19 protein-coding genes are annotated in these 26,166 nt (G+C 48.7%); all 19 read left to right on the plus strand.

Annotated elements, in window-relative coordinates; translation table 11 throughout:
• Window positions 1-2 precede the first annotated feature (2 nt).
• The 19 genes from ACTO17_RS06940 to ACTO17_RS07030 all read left to right on the plus strand — a co-directional run bounded on the left by ACTO17_RS06940 (window position 3) and on the right by ACTO17_RS07030 (window position 26,154).
• Entirely contained in the window at window positions 3-671 is a 669-nt protein-coding gene (locus tag ACTO17_RS06940; RefSeq protein ID WP_172536389.1) for a CIS tube protein, read from the plus strand.
• A 105-nt stretch (window positions 672-776) separates the two neighbouring features.
• Window positions 777-1,835, plus strand: coding sequence for a phage late control D family protein (locus ACTO17_RS06945; protein ID WP_172536390.1), 1,059 nt, complete (start codon window positions 777-779; stop codon window positions 1,833-1,835).
• Entirely contained in the window at window positions 1,832-2,611 is a 780-nt protein-coding gene (locus ACTO17_RS06950) for a phage baseplate assembly protein V (protein ID WP_482557398.1), read from the plus strand. The genes ACTO17_RS06945 and ACTO17_RS06950 overlap by 4 nt, the downstream gene beginning before the upstream one ends.
• A gap of 25 nt (window positions 2,612-2,636) precedes the next feature.
• Window positions 2,637-3,050 carry a GPW/gp25 family protein gene (locus ACTO17_RS06955; protein WP_482557399.1) on the plus strand — a complete coding sequence of 138 codons (414 nt, stop codon included), beginning with the start codon at window positions 2,637-2,639 and terminating at the stop codon, window positions 3,048-3,050.
• A gap of 8 nt (window positions 3,051-3,058) precedes the next feature.
• Window positions 3,059-6,001, plus strand: coding sequence for a baseplate J/gp47 family protein (locus ACTO17_RS06960; protein WP_482557400.1), 2,943 nt, complete (start codon window positions 3,059-3,061; stop codon window positions 5,999-6,001).
• A 26-nt stretch (window positions 6,002-6,027) separates the two neighbouring features.
• Window positions 6,028-8,142: a baseplate J/gp47 family protein gene (locus tag ACTO17_RS06965; RefSeq protein WP_482557401.1), complete on the plus strand. Its 2,115-nt coding sequence runs from the start codon at window positions 6,028-6,030 to the stop codon at window positions 8,140-8,142.
• Window positions 8,143-8,216: 74 nt separating this feature from the next.
• Window positions 8,217-9,395 (plus strand): hypothetical protein, encoded by a 1,179-nt coding sequence (locus tag ACTO17_RS06970; protein ID WP_482557402.1) that lies wholly within the window; start codon window positions 8,217-8,219, stop codon window positions 9,393-9,395.
• Window positions 9,367-11,094 (plus strand): hypothetical protein, encoded by a 1,728-nt coding sequence (locus ACTO17_RS06975; RefSeq protein ID WP_482557403.1) that lies wholly within the window; start codon window positions 9,367-9,369, stop codon window positions 11,092-11,094. The genes ACTO17_RS06970 and ACTO17_RS06975 overlap by 29 nt, the downstream gene beginning before the upstream one ends.
• A gap of 4 nt (window positions 11,095-11,098) precedes the next feature.
• The gene (locus ACTO17_RS06980; RefSeq protein WP_482557404.1) at window positions 11,099-11,977 is read left to right on the plus strand and encodes a hypothetical protein; all 879 of its coding nucleotides are present in this window, start codon (window positions 11,099-11,101) and stop codon (window positions 11,975-11,977) included.
• Between the two features lie 30 nt (window positions 11,978-12,007).
• Window positions 12,008-14,167, plus strand: coding sequence for an MORN repeat-containing protein (locus ACTO17_RS06985; protein ID WP_482557405.1), 2,160 nt, complete (start codon window positions 12,008-12,010; stop codon window positions 14,165-14,167).
• A 73-nt stretch (window positions 14,168-14,240) separates the two neighbouring features.
• Window positions 14,241-14,819 (plus strand): Pvc16 family protein, encoded by a 579-nt coding sequence (locus tag ACTO17_RS06990; RefSeq protein WP_172536399.1) that lies wholly within the window; start codon window positions 14,241-14,243, stop codon window positions 14,817-14,819.
• A gap of 1 nt (window position 14,820) precedes the next feature.
• Complete coding sequence (locus ACTO17_RS06995; protein WP_172536400.1) at window positions 14,821-15,564, plus strand: hypothetical protein; 744 nt, start codon at window positions 14,821-14,823, stop codon at window positions 15,562-15,564.
• 4 nt (window positions 15,565-15,568) lie between these two features.
• Window positions 15,569-15,952 carry a DUF4280 domain-containing protein gene (locus tag ACTO17_RS07000; protein WP_482557406.1) on the plus strand — a complete coding sequence of 128 codons (384 nt, stop codon included), beginning with the start codon at window positions 15,569-15,571 and terminating at the stop codon, window positions 15,950-15,952.
• A 41-nt stretch (window positions 15,953-15,993) separates the two neighbouring features.
• Complete coding sequence (locus tag ACTO17_RS07005) at window positions 15,994-18,801, plus strand: HAMP domain-containing protein (RefSeq protein WP_482557407.1); 2,808 nt, start codon at window positions 15,994-15,996, stop codon at window positions 18,799-18,801.
• A 30-nt stretch (window positions 18,802-18,831) separates the two neighbouring features.
• Window positions 18,832-21,096 carry a hypothetical protein gene (locus ACTO17_RS07010; protein WP_482557408.1) on the plus strand — a complete coding sequence of 755 codons (2,265 nt, stop codon included), beginning with the start codon at window positions 18,832-18,834 and terminating at the stop codon, window positions 21,094-21,096.
• Between the two features lie 57 nt (window positions 21,097-21,153).
• Window positions 21,154-23,382 carry an ATP-binding protein gene (locus tag ACTO17_RS07015; RefSeq protein WP_172536404.1) on the plus strand — a complete coding sequence of 743 codons (2,229 nt, stop codon included), beginning with the start codon at window positions 21,154-21,156 and terminating at the stop codon, window positions 23,380-23,382.
• A 57-nt stretch (window positions 23,383-23,439) separates the two neighbouring features.
• Window positions 23,440-23,979, plus strand: a complete 540-nt coding sequence (locus tag ACTO17_RS07020; protein ID WP_172536405.1) for a hypothetical protein — start codon at window positions 23,440-23,442, stop codon at window positions 23,977-23,979.
• A 128-nt stretch (window positions 23,980-24,107) separates the two neighbouring features.
• Window positions 24,108-24,908 (plus strand): DUF2238 domain-containing protein, encoded by an 801-nt coding sequence (locus ACTO17_RS07025; protein ID WP_482557409.1) that lies wholly within the window; start codon window positions 24,108-24,110, stop codon window positions 24,906-24,908.
• Window positions 24,901-26,154, plus strand: coding sequence for a chloride channel protein (locus tag ACTO17_RS07030; RefSeq protein WP_482557410.1), 1,254 nt, complete (start codon window positions 24,901-24,903; stop codon window positions 26,152-26,154). The genes ACTO17_RS07025 and ACTO17_RS07030 overlap by 8 nt, the downstream gene beginning before the upstream one ends.
• The last annotated feature ends 12 nt before the right edge of the window (window positions 26,155-26,166 follow it).

A 26,166-nucleotide genomic window follows, 5' to 3' on the forward strand; every position in this document is an offset into this window, starting at 1 on the left:
TTTTGGGACTTACAAAGGCAAAACTGGAAATTGAAAAAGAAATCGGAGTCAGTATCATAGACGTGCTGTTTAATCCGTCTGAATATCAGCTGACAGACAGCGCGAATTATTCAGAAAAAAAAGTGCCCGGATTGGACGGGCCTGTCATCCAGTATATTTCCGGCGAGGCGACGGAATTATCGCTGAACCTTTTTCTGGATACTTATGTGCCGAAAAAACCGCCTTCGCTGTTCTCTTTCGGCGGCTCCGGAGACGGTTCCACAGATGTTTCCAATATTACAAAGCGGATTGCAGATGCCACGTCCATTGACGGGAGCCTTCACCGTCCTCCCAAGGTAACCTTTAAGTGGGGGTCTTTGAATTTTAAAGGGGTAGTGACCAAGTTCAGCCATACTTATACCATGTTTACCGAAAACGGAATGCCGGTCCGGGCTAAGGTGAGCCTGACTTTTAAATCCCTGATGTCGCCTAAGGATAAGCGGCGGGAGTCCCCCTTTGAGTCGCCGGACCGCACCAAATACCGCACCATCCGCCAGGGAATCGGATTGTGGGATATTGCTGGCATGGAATACGGAGATCCGGATCTGTGGAAGGTAATTGCCCGGGAAAACGGAATCTTAAACCCGCTGGATGTCCGGCCGGGCCAGGTGGTAAAGCTGCCGGCTCTTTAATCCTTTAGCGGATGGGTAATAGTTTGAATTAGGATGAAACTGCCAGGGCGCCGTCTTTTATCAGAAACCCGGAAGCGTTTCGGCAGGAAAGGAGAGTGACGCTAAGTGGCGAAAATTTCCATGGCGAGCCTGGCCGCAAAATACAACGATTTTATGGTTCCGGCCATGAAAGTGAAGGCCGGGGGATTTGACCTGATCGGGGCAAGCGAATACGGTGTGGAGTCTGTGGACCTGACCCTTTCCCAGTCTGCGGCAAGCGCGGCTGTCATTAAGCTTACCAATGTGTATGATTTGGAAAAACGCAGTTTTGTTTCTGATATCAGCGATTTTATTCTGGGCGAAATGATAGAAGTTGAGATGGGATATGGTTCTTCCCTGACCTCCCTGTTTTACGGATATGTAGATGAAATCAATTATGAGCTTTCAGAAAATCCTTCTGTCCGGGTAACGGCGGTGGACGTGCGCAGAATGATGATGGGAAGCAAGAAAAGCAATATATCCCATCAGGTAAAGAGCTATTCCGAGGCGTTCAATGAAGTGATAAAGGTATATAATCCTGTGTACAAGACGAAAGATGTGGATCCCACAGACAAGCTGGAAACAGACTGTATTATCCAAAACGGCAGCGATTATGATTTTATCAAAGAGGAATTGTGCCGGAAAGCAAACAGGGATTTTTTTGTCCATGCCGGAAAACTTTATTTTAAAGATATTTCGGCAGAACTGTTTTATACTGTGGAAATGGAATGGGCCAAGGATTTCATTTCCTTTCAGCGGAGGGCATCTTTTCAGGACGCCGTAATAAGGATTATGGGGCAGGATACTGATAAGAAGGAAGAAGTGGAAGCTGAGGTAAAAGTGAAATCAGATGATAAGCAAAAAAAGCTGGTAAAAAATGAAACTACAGAAATGGATGCGGCAGTGGAAGATAACAGCGATGCCAAAAAGATTGCAGAGCATAAAGCAGACGAGATGAAAAAGCAGGCGAGGCAGGCCACAGGAGTATGCATCGGCGTACCGGAGATACAGCCCGGGGGCCGGGTGAAGATTAAGAAGGGGGACTCTAAACTGATCGACGGAACCTATGATATTATTGAGGTAAAACATTCCTTCAGCGGAGACGGGTATCGGACAACTTTTGAAGTGGGAGGCTGGAAACGTTGAATTTTTATGATGAACTGCTGAGCGATAAAAAAAACGATAAGACATATCCGGAAATAACAGCCCCCGGGCTTTTAAACGCCATTGTAAAGGAAATTTGGGATGAACAGCATAAGGGCATGATCAAGGTGGAATACCTTATGGGGGAAAAGAATAAAAAGACTTCCGACTGGGTAAGGGTCATGGCAGGCTACGGCGGGAACGGATTCGGCAATTACTGGCTGCCGGAAATCGGCACGGAGGTGCTTGTGGGATTTATTCATGGAAACATGAATATGCCGGTGGTTCTGGGATGTCTGTGGAACGGGAAGGATCAGCTGCCGGAAGGGGCGGCAACCGAAAAAAATGAGACAAAGACAGTTATGACGAAAGGCGGCAATAAAGTCACTTTTACGGAGACAGAGGGGAAGCAGAAAATTACGGTAGAAACCCCCAAAGGCCTGACGGTTCTCATAGACGATGAAAACGAGGCAATTTTTGCGCAGGATAAGGAAAAAGAAAACAGTATCCACCTGGACTGCAAAAACGGAGCCATGAAGCTGACTGCAAAGCAGGAAATGTCTCTGACTATCGGAACAAAAGAAGTGATGAAAGCCGATGCCGATACGGTGAAACTCACCTGCGGCACCATTCAGCTGGACGCGCAGCAGACTTTAAAGCTGAGCGGGCAGACCGCTTCGGTAGAGGGCGCCAGCATTAAAGTAAAGGCAGATGGAGAAATGGGCCTGCAGGCTTCCGGAGTAGCCCAGATCAAAGGCAGTATGGTGAAGATTAATTAGGCGGAGATTGGCGGAGGGAGAAGTTATGGATCAAAGAAGCAGCGTGAAAGCATTTCTCGGCGCCGGCTGGAAGTTTCCAGTTGGAATTGACAGCGCCACCGGCAGAATTAAAATGTCATCCAATGAGGACAGCATCCGGGAATCTATTCAGATTATTATAGGGACCAGACAGGGCGAACTGCCTATGCACCCGGATTTTGGATGCCGGATCCAGGAATACGCCTTTGAATCTGTGGACTACACCACAATGTACTCTATGAAAACAGAGGTGGAACATGCTTTAATCCGCTGGGAACCCAGAATTATGGATATTCAGGCAGAAGTCAGCGACGAACACATTGATCAGGGAAAGCTTCTGATCCATGTCAGCTATACGGTCCGCGCTACCAACAATCAGTATAATTTGGTCTATCCTTTCTATATAAGTGAAGGAGAATAACCGGGAATGTGGAAGAGGGAACAGTTATGGATATTCCGCAAATGGAGAAAATGACAAAAAAAGACGTTATAGATTATATGAGGAAATGTGCCAGGCAATACGTTCCGGAGTGGAGGTATGATGAAGAGCAGCCGGACCCCGGGACTGCGCTGGTATCTGTTTTTGCAGATATGATGTATGACAACATTAAAAAATTTAATATGTCCGTGGCGGGAGATTTATTTTCTTTCTTTGACGGAATAAACGCAAAGCTGCTTCCGGCAAGCCCGGCAGAAGGCTTTGCGGTATTTGGGCTTCCGGAGGGGCTTGTAAGCGAGGCGGAGGTTCCGGCAGGAACCCGGCTTTTAGCAGATACAGAGGACGAGCAGCTTGTGTTCGAAACCCAGGAGGAAGTGCTGGTATGTTCTGTGGAAATGCAGCGGATTTTCCTTGCAGTTCCGAAGGAGGACGCTGTCTATGAGGTGTTTAGCCGGGGAAAAGATCCTGTGCCGTCTTTCTTTTTGTTTCAGGACGGAACAGAAAATCTGCAGCGCCATCTTCTGTTTTTCTGCTTCGGACAAGAACTTAAGATTAACAATTATGCCAATGTGCGGCTGTCTCTTGTGCCGGCAGGAAAAAAGGCGGAGAAGGAATTAGAGGAAGCTCTCTGCGATCCCGCCCGCATCCGTTTCTTCTACGGTGCAGGCGAAGAATATCAGAGGATTTCAGACTATACTTATCAGGACGGCGGGCTGTGTTTTAAGATTCCAGGGGGGCCCCAGGGGATTGCGGCTATGGAGGAGTTCAATTCTCAGTATGTGATATCGGCAGAAATTCTGGACGGCAGGTTTTTTTCAGGAATTTATTGGAAGGAGATAGCTCTGAACGCAGAATGCAGAGGGCAGAAGCCGGAGTTTATCAATGTAAACGGCACCGATCAGGAAATTGAGGAATTTTTGGCATTCGGTGAAAATCCATCGCTGTATGATGAATGTTATATCGGCAGCCAGGAAATTTTCGGAAAAACCGGGGCGCAGATTTCTGTAGAATTTGATCTGGATTTTGTGAAAATTCCTATCGAAGAAATTGTGTCTGGCGTGAAAATAGCCTGGAAACGGATTATGCGGAAACAGGAATTTGTGCCGGAGGAAGAATATGATATTACCATCCGGGAAGTGATTTGGGAATATTATAATGGATTCGGCTGGAAGCGGCTTTCAGTGTCCTCTCAGTACCGGGATATTTTTTCTGTTGAAGAAGGGCTTAGGGGAGTGCGCCGGAGGATGGAATTTACCTGCCCGGCGGATATCGAGCCCGCTCTGGTGAATTCGGCGGAGAATTACTGTATCCGCGCCAGAATTATACGGATGAATAATGCGTATAAGACAAAAGGCGCTTATGTTGCGCCGGTAATGGGGAATTTTTCTTTAAGTTACAGTTATATGGAGGCGCCGCTGCACCCACAGGCAATGATCCAGCAGAGCAATATGGAGCGGACAGAATACAGGAAAGAGGAGATGGAGGCGAATGGATTTGCATTTCCTGCATGCAGGGCAAGGACGGAAGAACAGAGAAGCTGCTATTTCGGATTTAACCGGCCGCCGGTGGGCGGGCCGCTGAAATTCTTATTTACCATGCATGATACGGTAAAGGGGAATCTGTCAGGAATGAAGTGGGAGTATCTGTCCAAAGAAGGATGGAAGGAAATGCATCCGGCAGACGGCACCGAAGGTTTCGCCCATACGGGCCTGATTTCCTGGTATGGACGGAAAGACAGCAGCCATGGGCAGATGTTCGGAGAGGATTTGTACTGGATACGCCTGCGGGAAGGAACCGGGCAGGAAGCGGATAATGACAGGATGAACTGCCCGAAAATTGAAGGGATTTATTCTAACGCTACCAGTATCCTGGCAGTTGAGACTGTAGAAGAGTTCTACGAAATCGAACCCCGCGCCGAGGAAAAGCAGATACAGCTCTCTTATCCGGATATCTCCAGCCTGGAAGTCCGGGTGCTGGAGCTGGGGGATTATACCGGAAGCCCGGCAAAACAATGGACAACGTGGAAGGAAGTGGAGGAGTTGACAGAGGGCAGCGGCGTCAGAAAGGAATTTGCGGCCGACAGACGGAATGGTAAGCTTTTGTTCCCGAAATATATGGAAGCCGGGGGACGCAATGACCAGGAGGAAATTGGGGTTCATGTAAGGTACAGCCACAGCCGGGGAGACAAAGGAAACCTTGCAGCCGGGGAAATAGGGCGGCTGGATCGGACGGTTGGGTTTATCAACAGCGTAGTTAATCCCATGGCTACAGTGTGCGGGCTGCCGGAAGAAACAGTAATGGAGGCTGTGGAGCGCAATGCCGGCCTTTTGCGCCACGGCAGACGGTGTGTTTCTGCAAAAGATTATGAAGATATGGCGAAAGAGGCAGCCAGGGATGTCAGCAGGGTAAAATGTTTTCCGAACCGTGACGAAACAGGGAAAAGCCGGCCGGGAGCGGTAACGCTGGTTGTGCTTCCCGGAGATTACGGGGAGAGCTTTTATAGTTTTGAACGGACAAGGAAGAAGATATATACCTGCCTGGCCGCCCATATGGATGAAACTATTTTAAACCGGGGGCAGTTCCATATCGTAATGCCGGAACTGATCCGGCTGGATGTGAAGGTAGTGCTGGAGCTGACCCAGGAAAAAGAAATTTTTGCAGCCATCAAGCGGGTACGGGAGGAATTGGAACGTTTTCTGAATCCCCTGTACGGCAACTTTTACGGGAATGGATGGGAAATCGGCACGCTGCCGGATAAAAACCAGATTACCCATGCTTTAAAAAAAGTGGAGGGCGTAAAATACATCAGCCAGCTTTCATTACGGAAATACAGAAGAGGGCGGTTCGAAGAATATGAAGTGAATGAAGAACGGCTGCTGCCATTTTACAGGCTGCCCAAAAGCGGCTTCCATGAAGTGATTGCAGAGCCCTGACAGAATTTGAAAAAGGAGCGCAGGCCATGTTCTACAATTTGAATCTGGATGATAAATCTTATCAGGAAATTGAAGCGGATGCGGTATTTCAAATACCGAGAGAATGTCCGGACTGGACCAATTATAACCAGTCGGATCCGGGGATTATGCTGCTGGGGCTTCTTTCCTGGCTCAAAGAAATTCAACAGTATCATATCAGTCAGCTCTGCGGCTGGAAGCGTCAGAAATATCTGAAGTTATTCGGCGCTTCCCTGAGGCGTGCCAGGCCTGCCTGGGGCGCCGTCAGCGTGGAACTTCCTGCCGGGCTCCCCGGCCGGCAGACGCCTTTGCCTAAAGGCGCCAGGTTTTATGCAGATGATATGGCATTTGAGACGGTGAAAAAAGAATGGCCCCATTCTATAAGGCTGATAGGCGCTTATCTTTTATCCGGCGAAATGTTGGAGAAATATGTGAATATCGGCAATGATTTGGAAAAGCAGATGCGCCTGTATCCTTTTGGAGAATACCCAAAACAGGGGGATTGCTGTTATTTTATCATGGATCAGGCATTTTGCCCCAAAAGCCTGACGGAGGTAACCTTTGATATCCGCACGGATTATGAAGTAAGCCGCAATCCCATCGGGGAAGATTTCATCCCCCTGGCAGAGCTTAAATGGGAATACCAGTCCAAGGAGGGCTGGCAGGAGCTTTTGGTGGAATTTGATACTACTTATGCTTTTTTGCAAAGCGGGAAAATCGGGCTTTATCTGCCGGGTGAGATGGTAGAGGATCAGACATACGAGGTGTTTCAGCTTCGTGTTACCCTGACAGAAAATAATTATGATGTAGCGCCGCTGATACAGAATATTTATTTTAATGAGATAGAGGTAAAGCAGCAGTATTCTTACTGCGATTATGAAGATTATGAACTGGAACTTTCCGGCGTCTCCCAGATACTCTCTATTACCAGCAGCATGTATCTGGCAGAAAACGGACAGACAGAGCTTTATTTAGAGCGGGACGGAGGATGGATTCCTGCCCGGATTATCCGTAAGGAGAGAACAGAAGAAGGAGACTGCCTGCTGTTTTTTGCAAAGCCGGCCTGGGCTGAAGGCAGGATTGCCTGCCGCCTGGCGGCCTATGAAGATGATTTCTGGGAGCGGCGGGAGATTGGCACGGGAAGAGGTTTTGCCAGCCAGGAATACGCGTTGGATCTGGACGGAATTGTCTGCGGCGAATTTGAACTGATGGTCTGTGATCGGCAGGACAAAAGGTTTTACCCTTACCGGCAGGTGACAGATTTTGACAATTGTATGCCGGAGGATGCAGTTTATGTGCTGGAGCCGGAAGAAAACAGGCTGTTGTTTGGGAATTGTGAAAAGGGCATGGCGCCGGAAGGCAAAATCCGCTTGCTGCGACTTAGGGTAAGCAAGGGGAAATCAGGCAATATCAAAGCCGGAAAAATCCGGGAATGCCCGGCGTTTCCAGATTTGCTGGTCAGGCAGTATGAGAGCACGTCTGGGGGCAGGGACAATGAAACGGTGGAAGAGTGCTTTGAGCGGCTGCAGAGGGATTTAAAACAGATCAACCGGGGAGTCACCGCTTCGGATTATGAGGAACTGGTTCGGCGTACGCCCGGGCTTTTAATCTTAGACAGCAAAGTGGTGGCGCCGGCAGAGGGGATGGATCAAAAGTATGTGCCGGAAAATGAGATTTCCATTGTGGTGCGGCCTTTAAGCTATAAGAAGCGGGACGGCTGTTTAAATGAAAAATACCGCCGGAATCTGGAACAGATGCTGCAGGGCAGGAAGATGATCGGAACTTCGGTTAAGATTTTAAATCCGGAATATGTGGGCATTTCCATTTTCGCGGAAATTGTGATCCGGCCCCAGTTTACCGATGCGGAGATTATGATTGAAGAGGCGGTGCGAACCTATCTGGACGAAACTGCCTGGGAAATCGGGAGGCCGGTTTCCAGCAGTGAGATATATGGGATTATCGATATGCTGCCCTGTGTGCAGCAGGCAAGGGCGCTGTCCGTAGAGGCCAGGGGGCGGGGATTTAGGCATCTTGTTAACGGAGATGTGAAGCTTCTGCCCAACGGGCTGCCGTTTCTGAAGGAAATGGATTTCAGGATTTTTACAGCAGGAGAGGATTGGTAAGCCCGTGGGCCAAAGGATTTGGCAGATAAGTATGCCTCTTGGCATACTGTCGCCGCAGGCGAAGAGGTGGTCGCGTGGATCAGTTGAGATATTTTGTGTTTAATAAGAAAAAGGATTATGAATTTGGATACCGGAAAGATATCAGGATTACAAAGCAGGGGCTGGCGTTGGAGGAAGGCGTTTCAGACAGCGGGGTTTTTATTTCCCGGCTGTTAGACAGCGGGGAAGAAGGAAACCAGTGGCACCGGGCAGTCATAGAAAGCGAGGGCTACGGGGATGATTCCATCCGGTTTTATTTTTACTGCAGCGATGATCCCCAGGTATCGATGGACGGCAGAGAATGCTACAGGGAGGAAATCATTGGAAACCGGGAGATTTCCCCGGAGAAAAAGCACAGTCTGATGGAACCGTTTTTGGTACATAATGTGGCGAATCCCCAGGATATTATGCTGTACCATGCAAGGGGAAGGTATCTTTGGATGGAGATTCAGCTCTTTTGCCAGGCAGGGTTTCTGCCGGAAATCCATCATATGAAGCTGTATGCCGGGAACCGCAGTTTTTTGTCCTATCTTCCTATGATTTATCAGACCGGCGGCAGGGAGGATTTCCTGGGAAGGTTTCTTGGGATGTTTGAGGCGGTGTACCAGGATTTGGAGGAAAGGATCGCAGATTCTGCCAGGCAGCTGGATCCTATGGCTGCAGAGCCGGAATTTCTGCGCTGGCTGGCCAGATGGGTGGGGATTTTCGATGCGCATCTATGGCACGAAGAGAAATTAAGGCTTTTGTTAGAAGGGATTGTGAAGAAGAATCTGATCCGGGGAACCAGGGAATATATGGAGCATATGATAGGCACATTTACCGGGGAGAGGCCGTTTTTCCTGGAATACGGAGAGATTGAACAGTACCGGGGGAACGACAGGGCATACCAGAGCCTGATAAGGTCTTATGCCCATGGGCCTTATGAAGTAAGCGTGCTGGTGCGGGAGCAGGCAGTGCCTTCTCTGCGGGAACAGTATGCATTGAAGAAGATGATAGAAAACATCCAGCCGGCTCATATCAGGATGCATCTGATTATTCTGCGGCCGGGCATTTATCTGGGGCAGAACGTGTATACAGGCGTAAACAGCATGCTGGTGGCTTATGAACATGCGAATTTAAACGGCGTAGCTGCAATTCCGTCTATTGTGGGCGCAGCAGAAGCCGGAGCAGAGGAGGAAAAGAAAGATGAAGAATTTGAAAAGCTTTCCATTTGAGAGGAACCGCTATTTTTATGGGAAGCTGCTGTCTGTAGAAGATTTTGAGACAGAGCAGAAATATTTTAACGACAAGCGCAGAACCATTAACCGTTTCCTTTTTGGCTCCGGAGTAGTCTGCGGCCTTGGCGTGGTAGAAGTGGACGACGAGAGCATTTCGGTGGAACGGGGGCTGGCGCTGGATTTTGCCGGCCGGGAAATTGTGCTGGATGAGCCGGCGGTGCGCAAGATTACGGAGCTGGATGGATATGGAGACGGGCAGGAGGAAGGATTCTATTATCTCTGCCTGGAATATCAGGAAGAGGCGGCGGAGCTGATGCACAATGTCGCCGGGATGGCTGGCAGAAACAGCAGTGAATTTAATAAATATAAAGAGAGTTACCGCTTGTTTGTGACCCAGGAAGAGCCGGAACGGGAAATATTTTCTCCCTCCATGCTTTATGAAGAGCCTAAAGTTGTCTGGAACGGAGAGGGAATTGTGATCCGCCAGATTTTGCCGAGGTTTCTGGAGATGGGGAAAGACACGATCCTTCGGATTGAGATCGAGTATGCCGGCCAGCAGGAGTTTTCTTTTGAATATGAACTGGAACTGTCCTTTCTCACCAACGGAGAGGGGAACCGGGTCCGGGTGGCGTTTACAGAGCCTGAGCCTGGAAAAGGCAGAAAATACCAGATGGAGATTCCGCTAAAAACAGCCTGCGTCCAGAATGTGGAGGCCCAGGCAGCGCTGGTGAAAGACAGCTTCCGGCTGCAGGCAGGGGGCCGGGAATACCGGGATGCAAAACCCTTTATCAGCCGGGCTTCTGTCAGTGATTTGGACGGTTATGCGGCGCTGCAGGCGGAGTATTACAAAACGGCCATGGATTATATTGTGGGAAATACTTTTCAGCAGGGGATCTATCTGGCCAGAATCCATGTGGTGCGGGCCGGGGATGTGTGCCTGATTGAGCGGATAGAGCCGATGCCTTTCGGTCAGAAAATCATGCATATGGAGATTTCCGCGGCTGTAATCGGCAGGCTTGTGGAGGATGTCAGGAGATTGAAGGACGCCAGGCTGCTGGAAACAGAACAGCAGAAGGAGAAGGAAGAGGAGAAGCCCCTTAAGGCCGCCTATGGGGAGACGGTATTTGAAATCGGGCATATGCGCCCGGGAGAAGTGCTGTATTCCGATGAAATTGTCCATGGGCTGGGCTTCGGGCCGGTTACCATTGAGCTTGGGTATGAGGTGGATCATGGGTTTATCGGAGATACCCAGGTGATGTTCGGAGATACTTCCATGTTCCAGGGGCAGAACGGTTTTGCGGCGTCTTTGGGAGCCAGGCTGATGCCTGCGGAAGGCACCTTTGAGATCGGCCTGAAAATCTTAAAGAATGATAATGCAAAACAGGTGCGCGTCTACTGGACAGCCCTGCGCAATGAGCTCCGCAAGCCGGTATCCATCAAGAAGAAGCGTATTTTTATTCAGCCGGATAATCCTAATGTATTTACCGGAGACAGTGTGGTATTTACCGCTGTGCTGGAAGGCTTTTCAGATGAACGGCTGAACTGGAGCGTCAAGGATCGGGACGGCGGCTCCATTGACAAGAACGGAAAATACACTGCGCCGGAGACAGAGGGTATTTTCCAGATTACAGTATCCAGCATGGCGTATCCTCAAGTGCAGGCTTCCACCTTTGTAGTGGTGCGTGAGAAAGAGTGATGAAATGGTTATTAAGTTTCAGGAGAAACAGTATGAGCTGATTTCAAAAATTAAAACCACAGGTTCCGGGGCCATTGATCTGTATGCGGCGGCAGATGCCGGTGCAGAAGCAGAAGGCGTGAAATATACGGTGGCCTGTGTCAACGATATGGAACTGGCCAGGCGGCTTGTGCCTGTTACCACCAGGGCCAATGTCAATTATACTTTTAAAGATCTGCATGCAAGCTTCAATGCGGACGGAAAGTACTATATTATTTTCAGCCATGCTGCCGGAAAGACGCTGCAGCAGGCCATTGAGCGGGGAAATTATCATCTTCAGGAACGTCTGCTGCTGATGAAGAATGTTTTTGCACAGATTTTCCTTTTGAATATGCCGGAATGTTTTCTCTATGAAATCTTGCGGAAGGATAATATTGTGGTGGATGATGCCTTAGGAATCCGGTTTAATTACTTTTTTACAGAAGTGGATTACTATTGGAAAGTGCAGGAAAAGGACTGCATCAACCGGGTCAGCGGACTGGTGCAGGAACTGTTTGCCAGGGAACTGGAGCAAAAGAGTTCCCGGGAACTGATGAAATTTGCCCGGGATCTGGAGGAAGGGCGGTTTGCTTATTTGTGGGACTGCTACGTGGCTTATGACAATATCTATGAATCTGTGCTGGTGAAAAGCGAACAGGAGGAATTGAGGCCGGGGCGAATCTGGTGGAGGGCCTGGGAATGGCTGAAGAAAGCTTTTCCCAAGATCCGGGCGATGCTTGCGGCGGCTTTGATTCTGTCAGCGGCCGTTTATCTGTTATTGACGCTGCCTAATCCGGTGCTGTCGGATAAGGGAATTACGTTCCGGCAAATCGGGACATTGGAGATTCAGGAACAGCAGGAATAGAAATCGTAAGTTTGACAGGAGGGATGAAGGATGCGGGGCGGACTGATAGGACGTACAGCCCGGAGGCTGTCGCATATTTTAACGGCGCCGGTGCAGGTGGTATATCGCAAGGTAAAGAGGATGGTCAGTCCGGAATCTTTTTCTTCAAAGGTGTTAAGCGACGTCCGCAAAGGAATTAACCAGAAGAAAAAGAAAAAAGAGCGGACGATCCAGGATTATTTTTCCATAGGCCGTTATTATGTGCTGAAAAGGTTTGTCTATTTTGTGATGCTCGCGGCAGTGGTTCTTCCGGTTTTGTATCTGAAGCTGCTGCACCCAATTCTGATTTCGCATTTTTTTACAAAGACCATGGTGATTAATTCCCCTGAAATGATTGGTTACAGCGGCAATGTGGAATTGCTGGAGAAAGACGGCGGAACAATGATTTTCAAGGGAAAAATGGAAAAGGGAAGGATTAATGGAAAGGGGCAGCTTTATACGTACGAGGGGGCGCTGCTTTATGAGGGGAATTTTGAGATGGAAGCCTACTCGGGGGAGGGGGAGCTGTATTATGAGAATTCGGATACACTCTGCTACAAAGGAACTTTTCTTCTGAACCAGTATGACGGCCAGGGGAAATTGTATGATGAAGAAGGAAATCTGGTGTACAAAGGGGAATTTAAAAACGGTCTGTATGAAGGAAACGGTACGCTGTATTTTGCAGACGGACAGGAAAAATATGTGGGGACATTCGCCAGCGGGAAACCGGAGGGCAAGGGAACGCTTTATGATGAAGAGGGAAATGTGGCTGCCAAGGGTGCTTTCGAGGATGGAGAGCCGGCCCTCAAGGAGGTTGCATTAACGGATGAAGAGGGAAATGTTACCTATGAGGGAACCGTGAACGCAGAAGGAGAATATGAGGGGGAAGGAACTCTTTATGAAGACGGGGAGCCGGTGTATGACGGCAGTTTTGTGGGCGGTGAAAAGGAAGGAACCGGGACGGAATTTGACGGCGAAAGCAATACGGTGTATGAGGGAGATTTTGTAAATGGTAAAAAAGAGGGGGACGGGAAGGTTTATGCGGCCAGCGAAACGGCGGCGGAAACAGGCACAGAGGCATCCGGGGAAGGCGGAGCGGGAATCAGCGCTTCGGCGGATGTAAACGGAACGTCCGGGGATGGAAACATCAATTCTGGAGACGGCAGTACTGAAGGCGGAGAATCTGGAAATACTGACGGAAGTTCCGGCAACAACACCGGAACTGATGGAAGCAGCAACGCCGGAGATAAAAACGAAGGAACCGGGATGCCGCCTGAAGGAGAAGAGTCAGAACCGGAAGAATCAGAACCGGAAGAATCAGAACCGGAGGAGGAAGAAATATCCCCTGGAGAAATCTTAGAAGCAAAGAAAGGGGAACTTCTCTACGAAGGCAGTTTTATCGATGGAGAAAAAGAAGGAAGCGGAACAGATTACGATCCGGAAGGCAACATGCTGTATGACGGAGAATTTACAGCCGGCGAGTACGGCGGCAAAGGAAAACTCTACGAAAACGGCAGGCTGGTGTATGAAGGCGGATTTACGGAAAACGCTTATGAAGGCGAAGGCAGACTCTATGAAGGTGAAAACATGATCTATGAAGGAGCCTTTGTAAAGGGAAAGCGGGAAGGCCTTGGAAAAGCATATGACGCGGAAGAGACGCTGATTTATGAGGGCAGTTTCAAATCAGATGTTTACGAAGGCGAAGGCAGGCAGTATGATCCCCAGAAAAAAATTGTGGTGTATGAGGGCAGTTTTATCGGCGGCATGTACCAGGGGGCCGGGAAGCTGACGGATGTTGCTACGGAAAATCTTTTATATGACGGAGAATTTTACCGGGGCCAGTACAGCGGCCAGGGAAAACTATATCACACTGTAACGGGAAATCTGATTTATGACGGCGGATTTTTGAAAGGAAGATATTACGGTTCCGGAAAGCTCTGGGATGAAAACGGCAATTTACTCTATAAGGGAGATTTTGTCAACGGGGTTTATTACGGCCGGGGCGCCCGCTATGAGGCTTCCACCGGAAGAATTCTGGAAGCCGGTCAGTTTAAAAACGGCATTCTGACACAGCCCGAATCAATCCTGAACTTTACTGAGGATGAGGAGGATGAAGAAGATGAGGGGCCGCTGACCCAGACGGAGCAGACGGAAGTTCCGGGGCCGGAATAATCAGAGCCGAAATAGCAGGGCGGCAGCAGGGCTGTTACAAATCATTTACTGAAATGCAGAAAGAGGAATGCTTATGTCAGATTATACCAAAATCGCAGATACAGGAAACGGAATCCTGTCATTGCTGAAGGAAGCGCTGATACCGGAGTTTTTAAACAGTCCGGATCAGATCGGCCTCTGCCCGCCGGAAGATCACGGAGATTTTGCGGTGGGGGTTTGGCTTTATGATATCAGAGAAGACAATACCATCCAGGCCCATGAGATGACCAATATCGGAAGAAATACGCAGCGCTATCCTTCCGTTTATCTGCGCCTTTATTACATGATCACTCTTTATCTGCAAAGCGACTTGAAATACCGGGCGGTCCAGGAACATCAGATGTTTGGCAGGATCATCCAGACGCTGCGGGATCACGCGGCCCTGGATCCGGACAGTTTTCTTCCGGCCGAAGGTTCCGGCGGGGCCAATATCCGCATTCAGATGCAGGATTTGGAGATGGAAGAGAAAGTCCGGCTGTGGACTGTGCCCAATGCGGCGTACCGGACCTCCCTGTTCTACAATGCGGGGCCTGTGGAGATTCAGTCTGTAAGAAAGAAATCTGTCAAGAGGGTAACGGAAATCAACTATCGCTTTGCCGGAAAGGAGACGTAATATGGTATTGCAGGAAACGAAGATACGGCTGTCCAAGGCAGTTCTGCTGCGGGATGCATTTACCGGAGAACCGGTGTCTTCCGGCATTCGGATTCATGTCCCTTGCGGCGGAAAAACAGAAAAGAAGCAGGGAGGGTATTTTCTGTTTCTGGATATGGGTGCACCGGAAATTCAGGTGGAAATCGAATCCCCCATTTATCAGTACAGAAAGATCTGCCTGAAATCCGATGGAGGAGAGGAGCCGGAGGAGGTGCTGCTGTATCCTTCCCCGGCTTATCCCCGCCGGGCAGAGCATACCGCCGTCAGGGGTAGTGCCAGGCCCGGAAGCATCTGCCGGTTCCATATGGAGAATGAAAAAGAAAGCTGCCGGCTTTTGGGGGATTATAGGAGGGGGGAAGCTGCTGTTTCCTTTTACCTCAAAGGCAGGCTGTCAAATCCCCTCTGGTATATCTGCAGGAAGCAGGAACCGGCAGGCGTTTATCTCAGGTTAAAAGATATTGCCGCTGATGCCGGCCCTTATCCTTTAAAAGAGCCTTTAGAGGAAGATTACTTTATCAAAGACACAGTGATTTATCCGGCTTTGGAGAGTATGGCGGATGAAAACGGCGAGTTCTATCTGCTGCTTCCGAACCTTTTCCAGGAAAAATCCCTGCTGTATTATTCCTGCGGAGGGCAGGGAGAAGAAAATTGCGGCAAGGCAGAGATTTTTCAGGGGAAAGAGAATTATATTTCTAAGGAGGAGTGAAACAATGGGATTATGTGTAACGGGAGGAGCGACTATGACCTGTACTTTCGGCATGGCCCCCTCAGTGCTGACAGTTCTGCCTGCGGCGCAGGTAATGTCGGCGATGCCGCTGGCCTGTATTGCAGATACGATACCTTTTGTAAATATTGCGCCTTTTGGAATGTGCCAGAGTATGGCGAACCCTGCGGTGGCTGCGGCTACTGCCGCGGCTATGGGAGCGCTGACCCCGATGCCCTGTACGCCGGTTCCGGCAGGGCCGTGGATGCCGGGAGTCCCCCAGGTGCTGGTAGGAGGCAAACCGGCGGTGAACGATACCTGTAAGCTGACCTGTTCTTATGGGGGAATGATACAGTTTATCAATTCAGGCTGTCCCACCGTGCAGCTGTAAAAGAATGATTCAGGCGGGAAATAGATTCTGAGGAAAAAAATATGAATAAAAAAAGTTTGTATGGCATCTCCTGCATTGCAGCTGCGGCGGTTCTTGCAATTTTAGCGGTTACCTTGTATGGGAGGAGCATTAAATTAAATTATATTGAACAGATTCATTTACAGGATGGATATCTGTATTACGTGGATCGGGGAAAAAGTGAAGATTTAAAGATTATACGTTCAGATCCAGAGGGAAAGCGTGGGGATGTGATTATCTGCAAAAAGCACAACAGGGAAAAATACCGGATGATCAGCCAGATTTTTTTTGACAGCCAGGAAAATGTTTATGTGCTTTTGAAGGAAATCAACGTAGAATCTTGGGCCGGGATCAGCTACAAGGTGTATCAATGCGATTTTAAGCAGGGAAAACTGGTAGAAACAGAATATGATTTGACGGAGGACGTCGATGAATACAGCCGGATTTCAATTCAGCATATCCGGGATGGGAAGCTTTATTATGTAGGCATACCGGATTCAGAAAAGAAGGCGAAATCTGTTGATCTGTGTTTTCTGGATCAGAAGGGAAAAAAGGAAATACTGGAAGAAGTACCCATAGAATATCCTTATTTGAACGCTCAGTTTTTCTTAAGCAGGAACGGGATTCTGCTGTGGACAGATTATGCAGGGGAAGTCCGCGTTAAAGAAATCGGAGCAGAAGGACTGATTAAAATAAAAGGAATTACCGGCAAAAGCGGAGTATTCAAAAGCCTGTCCGATGACGGAACAGGGGCTTATGTCCTGGACTATAAGAAAGAATGTATCCGATACATTGACCTGACAGAACGAAAATCAGAAGTACTGTTTTCCCAGAAAGAGATTCAGAAAGACGCACCGGAATTCAGCTTTCAGAATTTCCAGACTCCAGACTATACCAGAACTGGTTTTTGCGCAGGAGTGAAAGATAAGAACGGCCTGGTTTCTATCTGTTCTTATCAGGACGGGAAACATCGGGATATCAGTGAGATTTCTCTTACCCTGCCTGCAGTTTTGCATCGGATGGCATGGATTTACGGTGGGATTACACTGACAGCGGTGATTTTGTGCCTGTATTGGCTTGCCCGGGTAAAATACCATTTACAGACAATTTTAGTTCGTCTCTGCCTGGTCTTTTTGTTGGGGCTTCTGGTAATGGACGGTTTTTTGGAATACTGGATAGAACAGAGTATGCGGGAACAGCTGGGAGGCAATCAGACCTTTGCACTGTCAGCGCTGGGGAAAGTGCTGGAAGAGGATATTATACATAACATTGAAGAAAATGCAGACAGCTTTCCTTCCGGAGGCCAGGCATTGATGCTGAGCCACCGCAGTATGGGAGGAGATAAAGGGATCGGAGAGCTGTGCACGTATGTCTACAGTATTTTCCATTCCGATGAAGAAGGAAAATTATATGTCAGCAAGTCCATGTCGGAATACAGCGGCGTCCCGGTGGAATGGGTATATGCGCCGGAGGTTGCAGAAGGAATTTATCAGGCATTTGATACCGGCGGGATTATCAATATGACGGATGAAAACAGGAATGGAAAGCGGAACAATCAATTTATTCCCCTTGTGCTGGGAGACGGAACAAAATACGGAGTGCTTGCTGTTTCTGTGGGCGGAAATATCCAGGATTATCAGGTGTGGTATTACCAGTGGAATTTGAAAAATGTTTCTTCTGCGCTGTTGTTGGCTTTGACGGCGGCATTGCTGGTGATACTCTATATTTTCCTGCGTCCTTTGAAAACTTTGAAAGAATGTGCCGGAAAGCTGGCGTCCGGAAACCTGGGGGTAACGGTTGCAGTGCGGGGGCATGATGAGGTGGCTGATATTTCCTCGGCCTTTAACCAGATGTCTTTGGAGATTGAAAAGTATGTACAGGATATTCAGGGGATGTCCGACGGTTATTATAAGTTTATTCCGGCCAAAATTCTGGATTTGCTGGGGAAAGAATCTATTCAGGAAGTGGAGCTGGGAGATCAGATGATGGGGGATTTTACTATTTTGTCGCTGCATGCCATGGATTATCCCAAACAGAGGATTTCATTTTCGGAAGAGCAGGTGTGTATGGGCATCAATCAGGTATTGTCTATGCTGGTGGAACCCATCAACAGCCATTCCGGCGTGGTGGAGCATTTTGAGGATACCGGGTTGTCGGCTTTCTTTACGGAGAAGGTTTCCGGTTTACCCAGTACAGGCGCTTCTGCGGCCGGCCAGAGGACAGACGGAGAAAAAAGCAGAGCTGTCAGAAAAGCGAACGGCTGCCCCAGCAGCAAAGAGGCGCTGGATGCGGCTATTGATATTCAGAATTTGCTGGAACGGATGATGCCCGGTAACAGCAGAACCATTGCTATCAGCTACGGGCGCGTGATGATCGGCATCATTGGGCATGAACGGCGGATGGAAGCCGCGACAATTTCCGCCCATTCTGATTTGGCTAAGGCATTGCGCTTAAAAGGGGATAAATACGGCGCCCACATTCTGATTACTCATCTGGTTTATAAGCAGATACCGGATTTCGAGGAGCATTACCATGCCAGGTATCTGGGAAATATTTATCTGGCGGCAGATAATTCCTATGAGCGGGTGTATGACGTATACGACGGGGATTCCGAAGAAGAATTCTATTACAAGGAACAGACCCGGCAGTTGTTTGAACAGGGTGTGGGACTGTTTGTAGCCAGGAAGTTCTATGAGGCAAGGCTTGTTTTTGTGGAAGTGCTCAAGCAGCACCGGAAAGATAAGGCAGCGAAGGAATATCTGTACCGGTGCGACAAGTATTATAAACTTGCAGCAGAAGAAGAGATTGAGACTGTGATTGAGAAGTTCTGACGGAACTTTCTGAAAGAGTGAGGTGAGATTATGGTAGACACGGAAGAAAGAAAGGATATCATAGATAGTGATATTAGCAATGAGGAGGAAGATGATAAAGAAAACAGTAACGGATCCATAGTGCTGCCTCCTAGTCCTGTTCAGCCGATTGGAGGACAGAATTCAGCAAATCGTATGGACGGGCAGGAAGATCTGGGAAATAATGCCAGAAGCACGGAAGAACCTGATAATAATCTAAATGTAAGTGAAAGCCCGGGAAGTAATACCGGCGGACAGGGGGCCGGGGGTGGAGGAACTGATTTAGGGAGTGAAAATGATGATGACGATGACGATGAAAGTGATGAAAGCGCCGATACAAGCGGAGAAACTTCTGCAGCTCAGCCTTTAATTCAGAATCAGAGGCATCGTCATAAACCAGGAAAAAAAATCAGGGAGTGGAAGGAGAAGAGGAGGCAGAAAAAAGAAGAAAAAAGAGCAGCATCAGAAGGGGAAGAAACGAAGAAACGAGGGAAGAAACACGCGAGGAAACAGGGACAGAATGCCCAGAATCTAAACCCAGAACTTGTAACTGAAGAGATGAATATGGATGTTGTTAATGCAGCGATAAACGCCGAAACAATAGATGCGGAAGATGATCAGCCTGGCGTGGATCAAAACCGAGCCTTTGATACCCTGAAAGATATAGAAAATTTAAAAAAAGATAAGAAAGAAGATGATTATAAGCCTGCTGACGGCGCCGAGGATGAAGCGAAGAAATTAGCAGATCTGCGGTTGAAGGTATTTAAGGCCAGAACAGGCAATTTGTACCGGGCAGTCATTCATGCAAGGATGATAGAAAAGGGAGAAGAGCCGGCAAAAGCAGAGAAAGCGCTGACGAAAAAAGGAGGCAAGGGGCCCAACCGGTTTTCACGTTTTATGAATTCCTCGGTTGTGAAAGGTGCGGGACATCTGATGGATCAGGCAGGGCAGGTTGGGAAAATAACAGGCGGAGTCGCTGGTGTGGCCTCATACTTTGACGAGAGCTTTAAACTCGGCAAGACGAATGCGGCAATCGGCCTGGTTACAAGTGTGATTGCCGCGGTAAACTCTATCCGGGGGCTGATTAAGAAAACAGTAACTCTTGCAAAAATGGGGAAAAACCTCCCAATAAAAAAGAGGATATTCATGGTAATCGGTATTGTCAGTGATTTGGCCAATACAGTGTCGAAAGCGGCTGCCCTTGCCAAAATCATTGAGGGTTTTGCAGGAAGAGGACAGGGAGTTTTGGCAAAGGTAGCGGATAAGGTGTCAACAATTTCGGCTATGGTGGGCCAGATCGGAGGAATTACCGTTCAGGCGGACAATCTGCACAATCTGAGAAAAGGAATAGCGGAAGCGAAACAGGTGGAAAATGCACAGGCGAAGGAAGCGGATAAAGCAATGAAAAGATATCCGGAGGAAGGAATAGATGCCCGGCAGGAGATTTCTGCCGCTGACCCTTTGGCAGGAAATCAAGAGAATCCGAGAGACGTAGGCGAAGGGGGAGATCCAGTGGATAATGGAGCCATACTCGCTGAGAGAGAGGCTCCATCCATCGAAACAGACCCTGAGGAAGGGGATGGCGCTGAAAGGCCAGCTAAAAGGAGAATAGGAATCCGCGAGCGTCGGAGGATAAAAAAGGAGAACCGGGATAAGGGAGAAGGCGGGGTAGGTATCTTAGAAAAGAAGAAATTTGTGAGAAAGGCCAAAAGTTTTCTGAAAAGAAAGGATATCAGCGATGGGGACAGAGAACCGGTGGCGCTGTTTCTGGGATTCCGGAGAGTCCGGAAGAAAAAGACGGGGACGGTGAAGATCGCCGTATCGAATCTTATCACAACTATTCTGGGGCTCGGATCTGGTGCTGCAAAAACTGCCTTTCTTTTTGATGAGAACAATGATACGGCAAAGGATATGAGCGGGAAAGCGGGGCTGATTTCAAGTGTAGGTTTGCTGGGAAGCAGCATTGCAAACCATTTTGTCAAAAAGCGTATGGGAGATAAAGGAAGGACAGGGAAGCAGGAGGAGACAGGGGCGATAAAAGAGACGCTTTATGGAATGATGAAAGGAGTTGCAGATGACGATAAATATGGATTGCGGAAAGTAGCAGGTTCGTTGGAAGGCGCCCCTAATGAAGAGAGCAAAGAGGAAGCTGCGGCTGTCCTGAAAAGATATGAGGATGTTGACAAGAATTTGAAAGGTATGGGTGTGAACTACGGATCGCTGCTGCAGGCAAATAATCGGGATGCTTTCAAAGATGCCCTGATTGCAGGAATGTAAAAGAACTGCAGCTATGGGTGTAAAATGTGATGCAGTACCGGAAAGGAGGGAGAAACAGTGTTTTTGGGGCAGGAGGAATATTTTCAGGAATTGCTGGCTCTGGTAAAAGAAGAGATCAGCCTTTATACCAGGTATGCTGTGCGCCTGGGAAAAGACGGGAGAATCCGGCATGTATACAATACCAGATTATTTCAAGAAGAACTTTCCAATGTCTTAGAGGACGCTTTTTCCCATATGGACCGGAAAGCTTACGGCAGGGAACGGAAGGCGCTTTTTGCCCGCTGGCGGGAATTTCATGACAAGGCATACCATACGATAAAAAGAGGGGTGATGCTGCCCTTTGAATATATGCTCCGGAAGTTGGAAATGACGGAATTTGAACAGTATATGGCATGCCTTGCCATGGCGCCGGAGCTGAACCGGGAGTTTGAGAGAATGTATTGTTATCTGCAGGATGATCTTGCCTGGAGGTATCCTTCCCTGGATTTGTGTGTGAAAATGTATACCATGAAGGAACTGGAACAGAACGCCATCATCCATCAGGTTTTTGCAAGGAAAGAAATGCTCTGCTGTGTTTTCGGGAAGAAAGGGGCGTCACAGGAAAGCGAGCTTTCCTGGCGGCTGAAGCTTTCCCAGGACTTAATTGATTTCGTATTTTTCTATGAATCGGATTTACTGAACCGGAAAGCGGAATATCAGCTGCATGTTTTCGGCAGAGGGACAGAAGTTGGGCTGAATATCAATCAGCAGGCGGCGGATTCCATCAGCCGCCGTCTGGCAGAAGATCTTCCAGAGGCAGGCGGGCAGAAGGGAAGGCTGTTTTTGCTGCGGGGCCCCTGTGGCAGCGGAAAGAAATTGCAGATTTGCAAGGCCGCTGCTTCTCAGGGCTGCAATGTGCTGTTTTTTGATCTCAGGGAAGCGGAGGGAAAGAGTGAAGAGCAGCTACAGGAAGCTGTTGGGGCAGCGGCAGTGCGTGCAGTGTTGGATCGGGCGTTTCTGGCTTTCTGCCACTGGGAGGCAGTCTGGGCCGGGGAGAAGAAAAAACGCCGCTCTGCGCAGGCGGCCCTTCGGCGGGCGTTCCTGTTTTTCCAGAATATTTTTCTGACGGCGGAAGAAGAACCGGGGAAGGATGTGATGGGGGGAGAGTACCCATTTGGATATCAGATCGAAGAATTCAGGCTGCGTTTTCCTACGATACAGGAGAGGAGCCGTCTGTGGCAGGAATTTCTTGCGGAAAATGTCCGGCAGGGAGAAGGCTCCTTGCATATGCAGGAAACACAGAGACATTCAGAAGCTTCTGTGTATGACAGGCTGGCGGCCCAGTTTGATTTTACGCCGGGGATTATTCGTAAAGCGGCTGAATCAGCCTGCAGGCAGGCAAAGGAGCAGGGACGGGAGCAAATTTCCGATGAGTTCTTATATCGGGCTTGTCAGCAGAAGATTTCCCATCGGCTGGGCGAGCGCGCCAGCCGGGTGAACGCGGCCTATGCCTGGGACGATCTGGTGTTGGAAGAGGGGCCCAAAGAGCTGCTGCGCCAGGCGTGCGGACAGGTGGCGTATCGGGGCAAAGTCTATGAACAGTGGGGATTTCAGGATAAAATTGCCTATGGCAGAGGAGTTTCCCTTCTGTTTGCAGGCCCCCCGGGTACTGGAAAAACCATGGCGGCCCAGGTGATTGCCAGAGAGCTGAACCTGGAATTGTACAAGGTGGATCTTTCCGGCGTGCTGTCCAAATACATTGGGGAAACTCAGAAAAATCTGCGGGAAATTTTTGATGAAGTAAAAAAAAGCCGGAGCATTCTCTTCTTTGATGAGGCGGACGTGCTGTTTGGAAAGCGGGTGGATGTTTCGGATGCCAGGGATATCAGCGCCAATGCCCAGACTGCATATTTGCTGCAGAAAATGGAAGAGTATGATGGGATTACCATTCTGGCTACCAATTTAATGCAGAATTTTGACGACGCTTATAAACGAAGGATGAAGTATATTATCCGGTTTACGTTTCCCCAGAAGGAACAGAGGGCAATGCTTTGGGAAAAGGTTTTTCCGAAGCAGATGCCGCTGCAGCAGGATATTGACATTCCCTATCTTTCAGAAAATTTTGAGATTTCCGGAGCTTCCATTAAAAATATTGCAATAAATGCAGCCTTTCTTGCAGCTTCACGGCAGGAAATTACCGGGATGGAGCATATTATGGCGGCATTGCAGCAGGAGTATGAGAAATCTGGAAAAATTCTTGGAAAGGCGGAATTAAAAGAGTATTATGGATACAAGATAACAATATAGGAATGATTTGGCCATGGGTGCAGAGGGTTTATGCTATAGGGCAGAACGGAGGCAAGTATGGAAAAGGAAGAATTGAGGGAAGGCTTAAAGCGGCTGAAAGCGCATGTGGAACAATATGAACTGGAAAGCGTATTTCTGGAAGAAGGGGAGGAGGCGGAGCTGGATTCTCTGGTGATAGGCCTGGAAGTCAGTGAGGAATTGAGCCTGGATCTTACCTGTAATTTTGTGGCTCTGCCGGATTACGGCGGCATGCTGCAGTTTTACGGGCAGCTGGAGTTGGACGGGATGATGAAAGAGAGCCCGGAAACGCTGACAGAACCTGTAATTTTACAGATGGTTAATACGCTAAACAAGGTGATTTCCGTGGGCCAGCTTCTGTATATGCAGGATGAAGAGGAGCCGGAACATACCATCGGGATGCGGTATACAATGCTGACGGAATTAGACAGTGAGGATGAGCTGGAGAAATGCATAGATATCATTGAACTGATGATGGATATTTATGAGCTTCTCTGCAGTGTACTGATTTTGATTCTGGATGGCGATACGGTGCAGGAGGCGATGGAGACAGTGGCAGAGCTGGTGCAGGAAATGTAAAATCTGCAGCCAGGATCCTGAGCCGGCCTTAGAAGAGAAATAGGCGGAAAGCTGCTGCAGCGCCCGTAAAGGCTGCAGCAGCAAGGCCGAACAGTAATTGCAAAAATAAGACAGTAAGGAGAATTACAGTGAAAAAGAACGAAACAAAAAAGACAGCGGTGGAGCTGGCGCTGACTGCCCTGGTGGTATTGTCTGTAGTCCGCCAGTTTTTCCTGGGCAGCTATCATAATATGTTCCTGGGGATTCTGACGCTGATCCTGTTTATGGCGCCCCAGCTGATCGAAAAAACAGTAGGGGTGACGATTCCGGCTGGGCTGAAGACAGTGATTCTGATTTTTATTTTTTCAGCGGAAATCTTAGGGGAAGTCAATGCTTTTTACATAAAAATTCCTGTTTGGGATACCATGCTCCACACCACCAATGGATTTCTGATGGCGGCCATCGGATTTGCATTGATTGATTTATTTAACCGGAGCGAGCGGTTTTCAATGAAAATGTCCCCGTATTTTGTGGCGTTTGTGGCATTTTGTTTTTCTATGACGGTGGGAGTGGTTTGGGAATTCTTTGAATTCAGCATGGACTGGTTTTTCCATACGGACATGCAGAAAGACTGGATCCTGCCGGTGATCAGTTCTGTGAAATTAGATCCGGCCGGGGCCAATAATCCGGTGACGGTGGCAGTGGAATCGGTTGTGATCAATGGGGAAGAGTGGAATCTGGGCGGATATCTGGATATTGGCATTGTAGATACCATGAAGGATTTGATAGTGAATTTCGTAGGGGCCGTGGTTTTTTCCGTTATCGGAATTGTCTATCTGAAACAGCGGGGCAAAGGGAAGCTGGCTTCTGCGCTGATCCCCCAGGTAAACAGCCCTGAGGTTTCGCAAGGCGGGAATTCCTCCGGCCAAAAGGAGAAGAATCATGAATAGAACAGTGAGAAACAGCCTGTACCTTATCTTATTCTGCGGAATTATAGGAGGCGTGGCCGGCAGCGTGATCTGGGCCTTTTTAAAGGTGATGTCTTTGGGCATTGATTTTTTGTGGGAGTGGGTTCCCGGCCGGTTTTCCATTCCGTACTATACATTGATTGTGTGTACGGCCGGCGGCGCATTGATTGGATGCTTCCGATGGAAATTCGGGGATTATCCGGAAGAACTGGATACGGTGATGGGCAAGGTGAAAGCTGAGAAAACTTATGATTATTCCAATATGCTGGTATTGCTGCTTTCCGCGCTGTTTCCGCTTCTTTTGGGCAGCAGCACCGGGCCGGAGGCGGGGCTTACGGGAGTTATCGTAGGTCTTTGCTGCTGGGTCGGGGATAATCTCTCTTTTGCAAGGCAGAATGCCAGAGAATATTCCCAGGTGGGAGCAGCAGTGACTCTGGGCGTTTTATTCCGTTCCCCCCTGTTCGGTCTTTTTGCCGTGGAAGAGGAGAATCAGGAAAAGGAAATTATCAAACTTCCGGGAACAATGAAGCTGTTTTTGTACGGGTTTGCGGCGGCAGCGGGAACCGGCTGTTACATGCTGCTGTCAGAATTGTTCGGGGCGGGGCTTTCTGCCTTGCCTTCCTTTCCGGAAATGCAGCCGGATGTATTTGACTATCTGCTGTTAGCAGTATATATATTGCTGGGCTGTGTGCTGGCCGGGTTTTATTTTGGCACCCATACGGCCGCAGCGAAGGTATTCGGCAAATTTCCAGCTGTTGTAAAAGAGACGGTTGGAGGATTGTGCCTTGGAATTATGGGTATGACAGCGCCGATCCTGATGTTTTCAGGGGAGGAGGCAATGGGAGAGCTGATAGGGGATTACAGCCGTTATCTGCCGCTGGCTCTCTTGGCAGTTGCTTTCTTAAAGGTGCTTCTTACTAATATATGTATTCAGTCGGGATTGAAAGGAGGACATTTTTTCCCGATTATTTTTGCGGGGGTATGTCTTGGATATGCCGCTGCAATGCTGGTATTTCCGGACGCCGGCAGCCATGGGGTGTTTGCGGCGGCCGCAGTGACAGCCGCGCTTTTGGGCGCAATTATGAAAAAGCCCCTGGCGGTGACGCTGCTGTTGTTTTTGTGTTTTCCAATCAAGCTGTTTCTGTGGATTTTCCTTGCAGCGGCAGCAGGAAACATGATCCTGTCCCTGGCCGGGTCCGCAAAAGAAAAAAAGAAAAAAAAGAAATAAAAATCAGGAGGA

The organism is Petralouisia sp. (assembly GCF_056822245.1).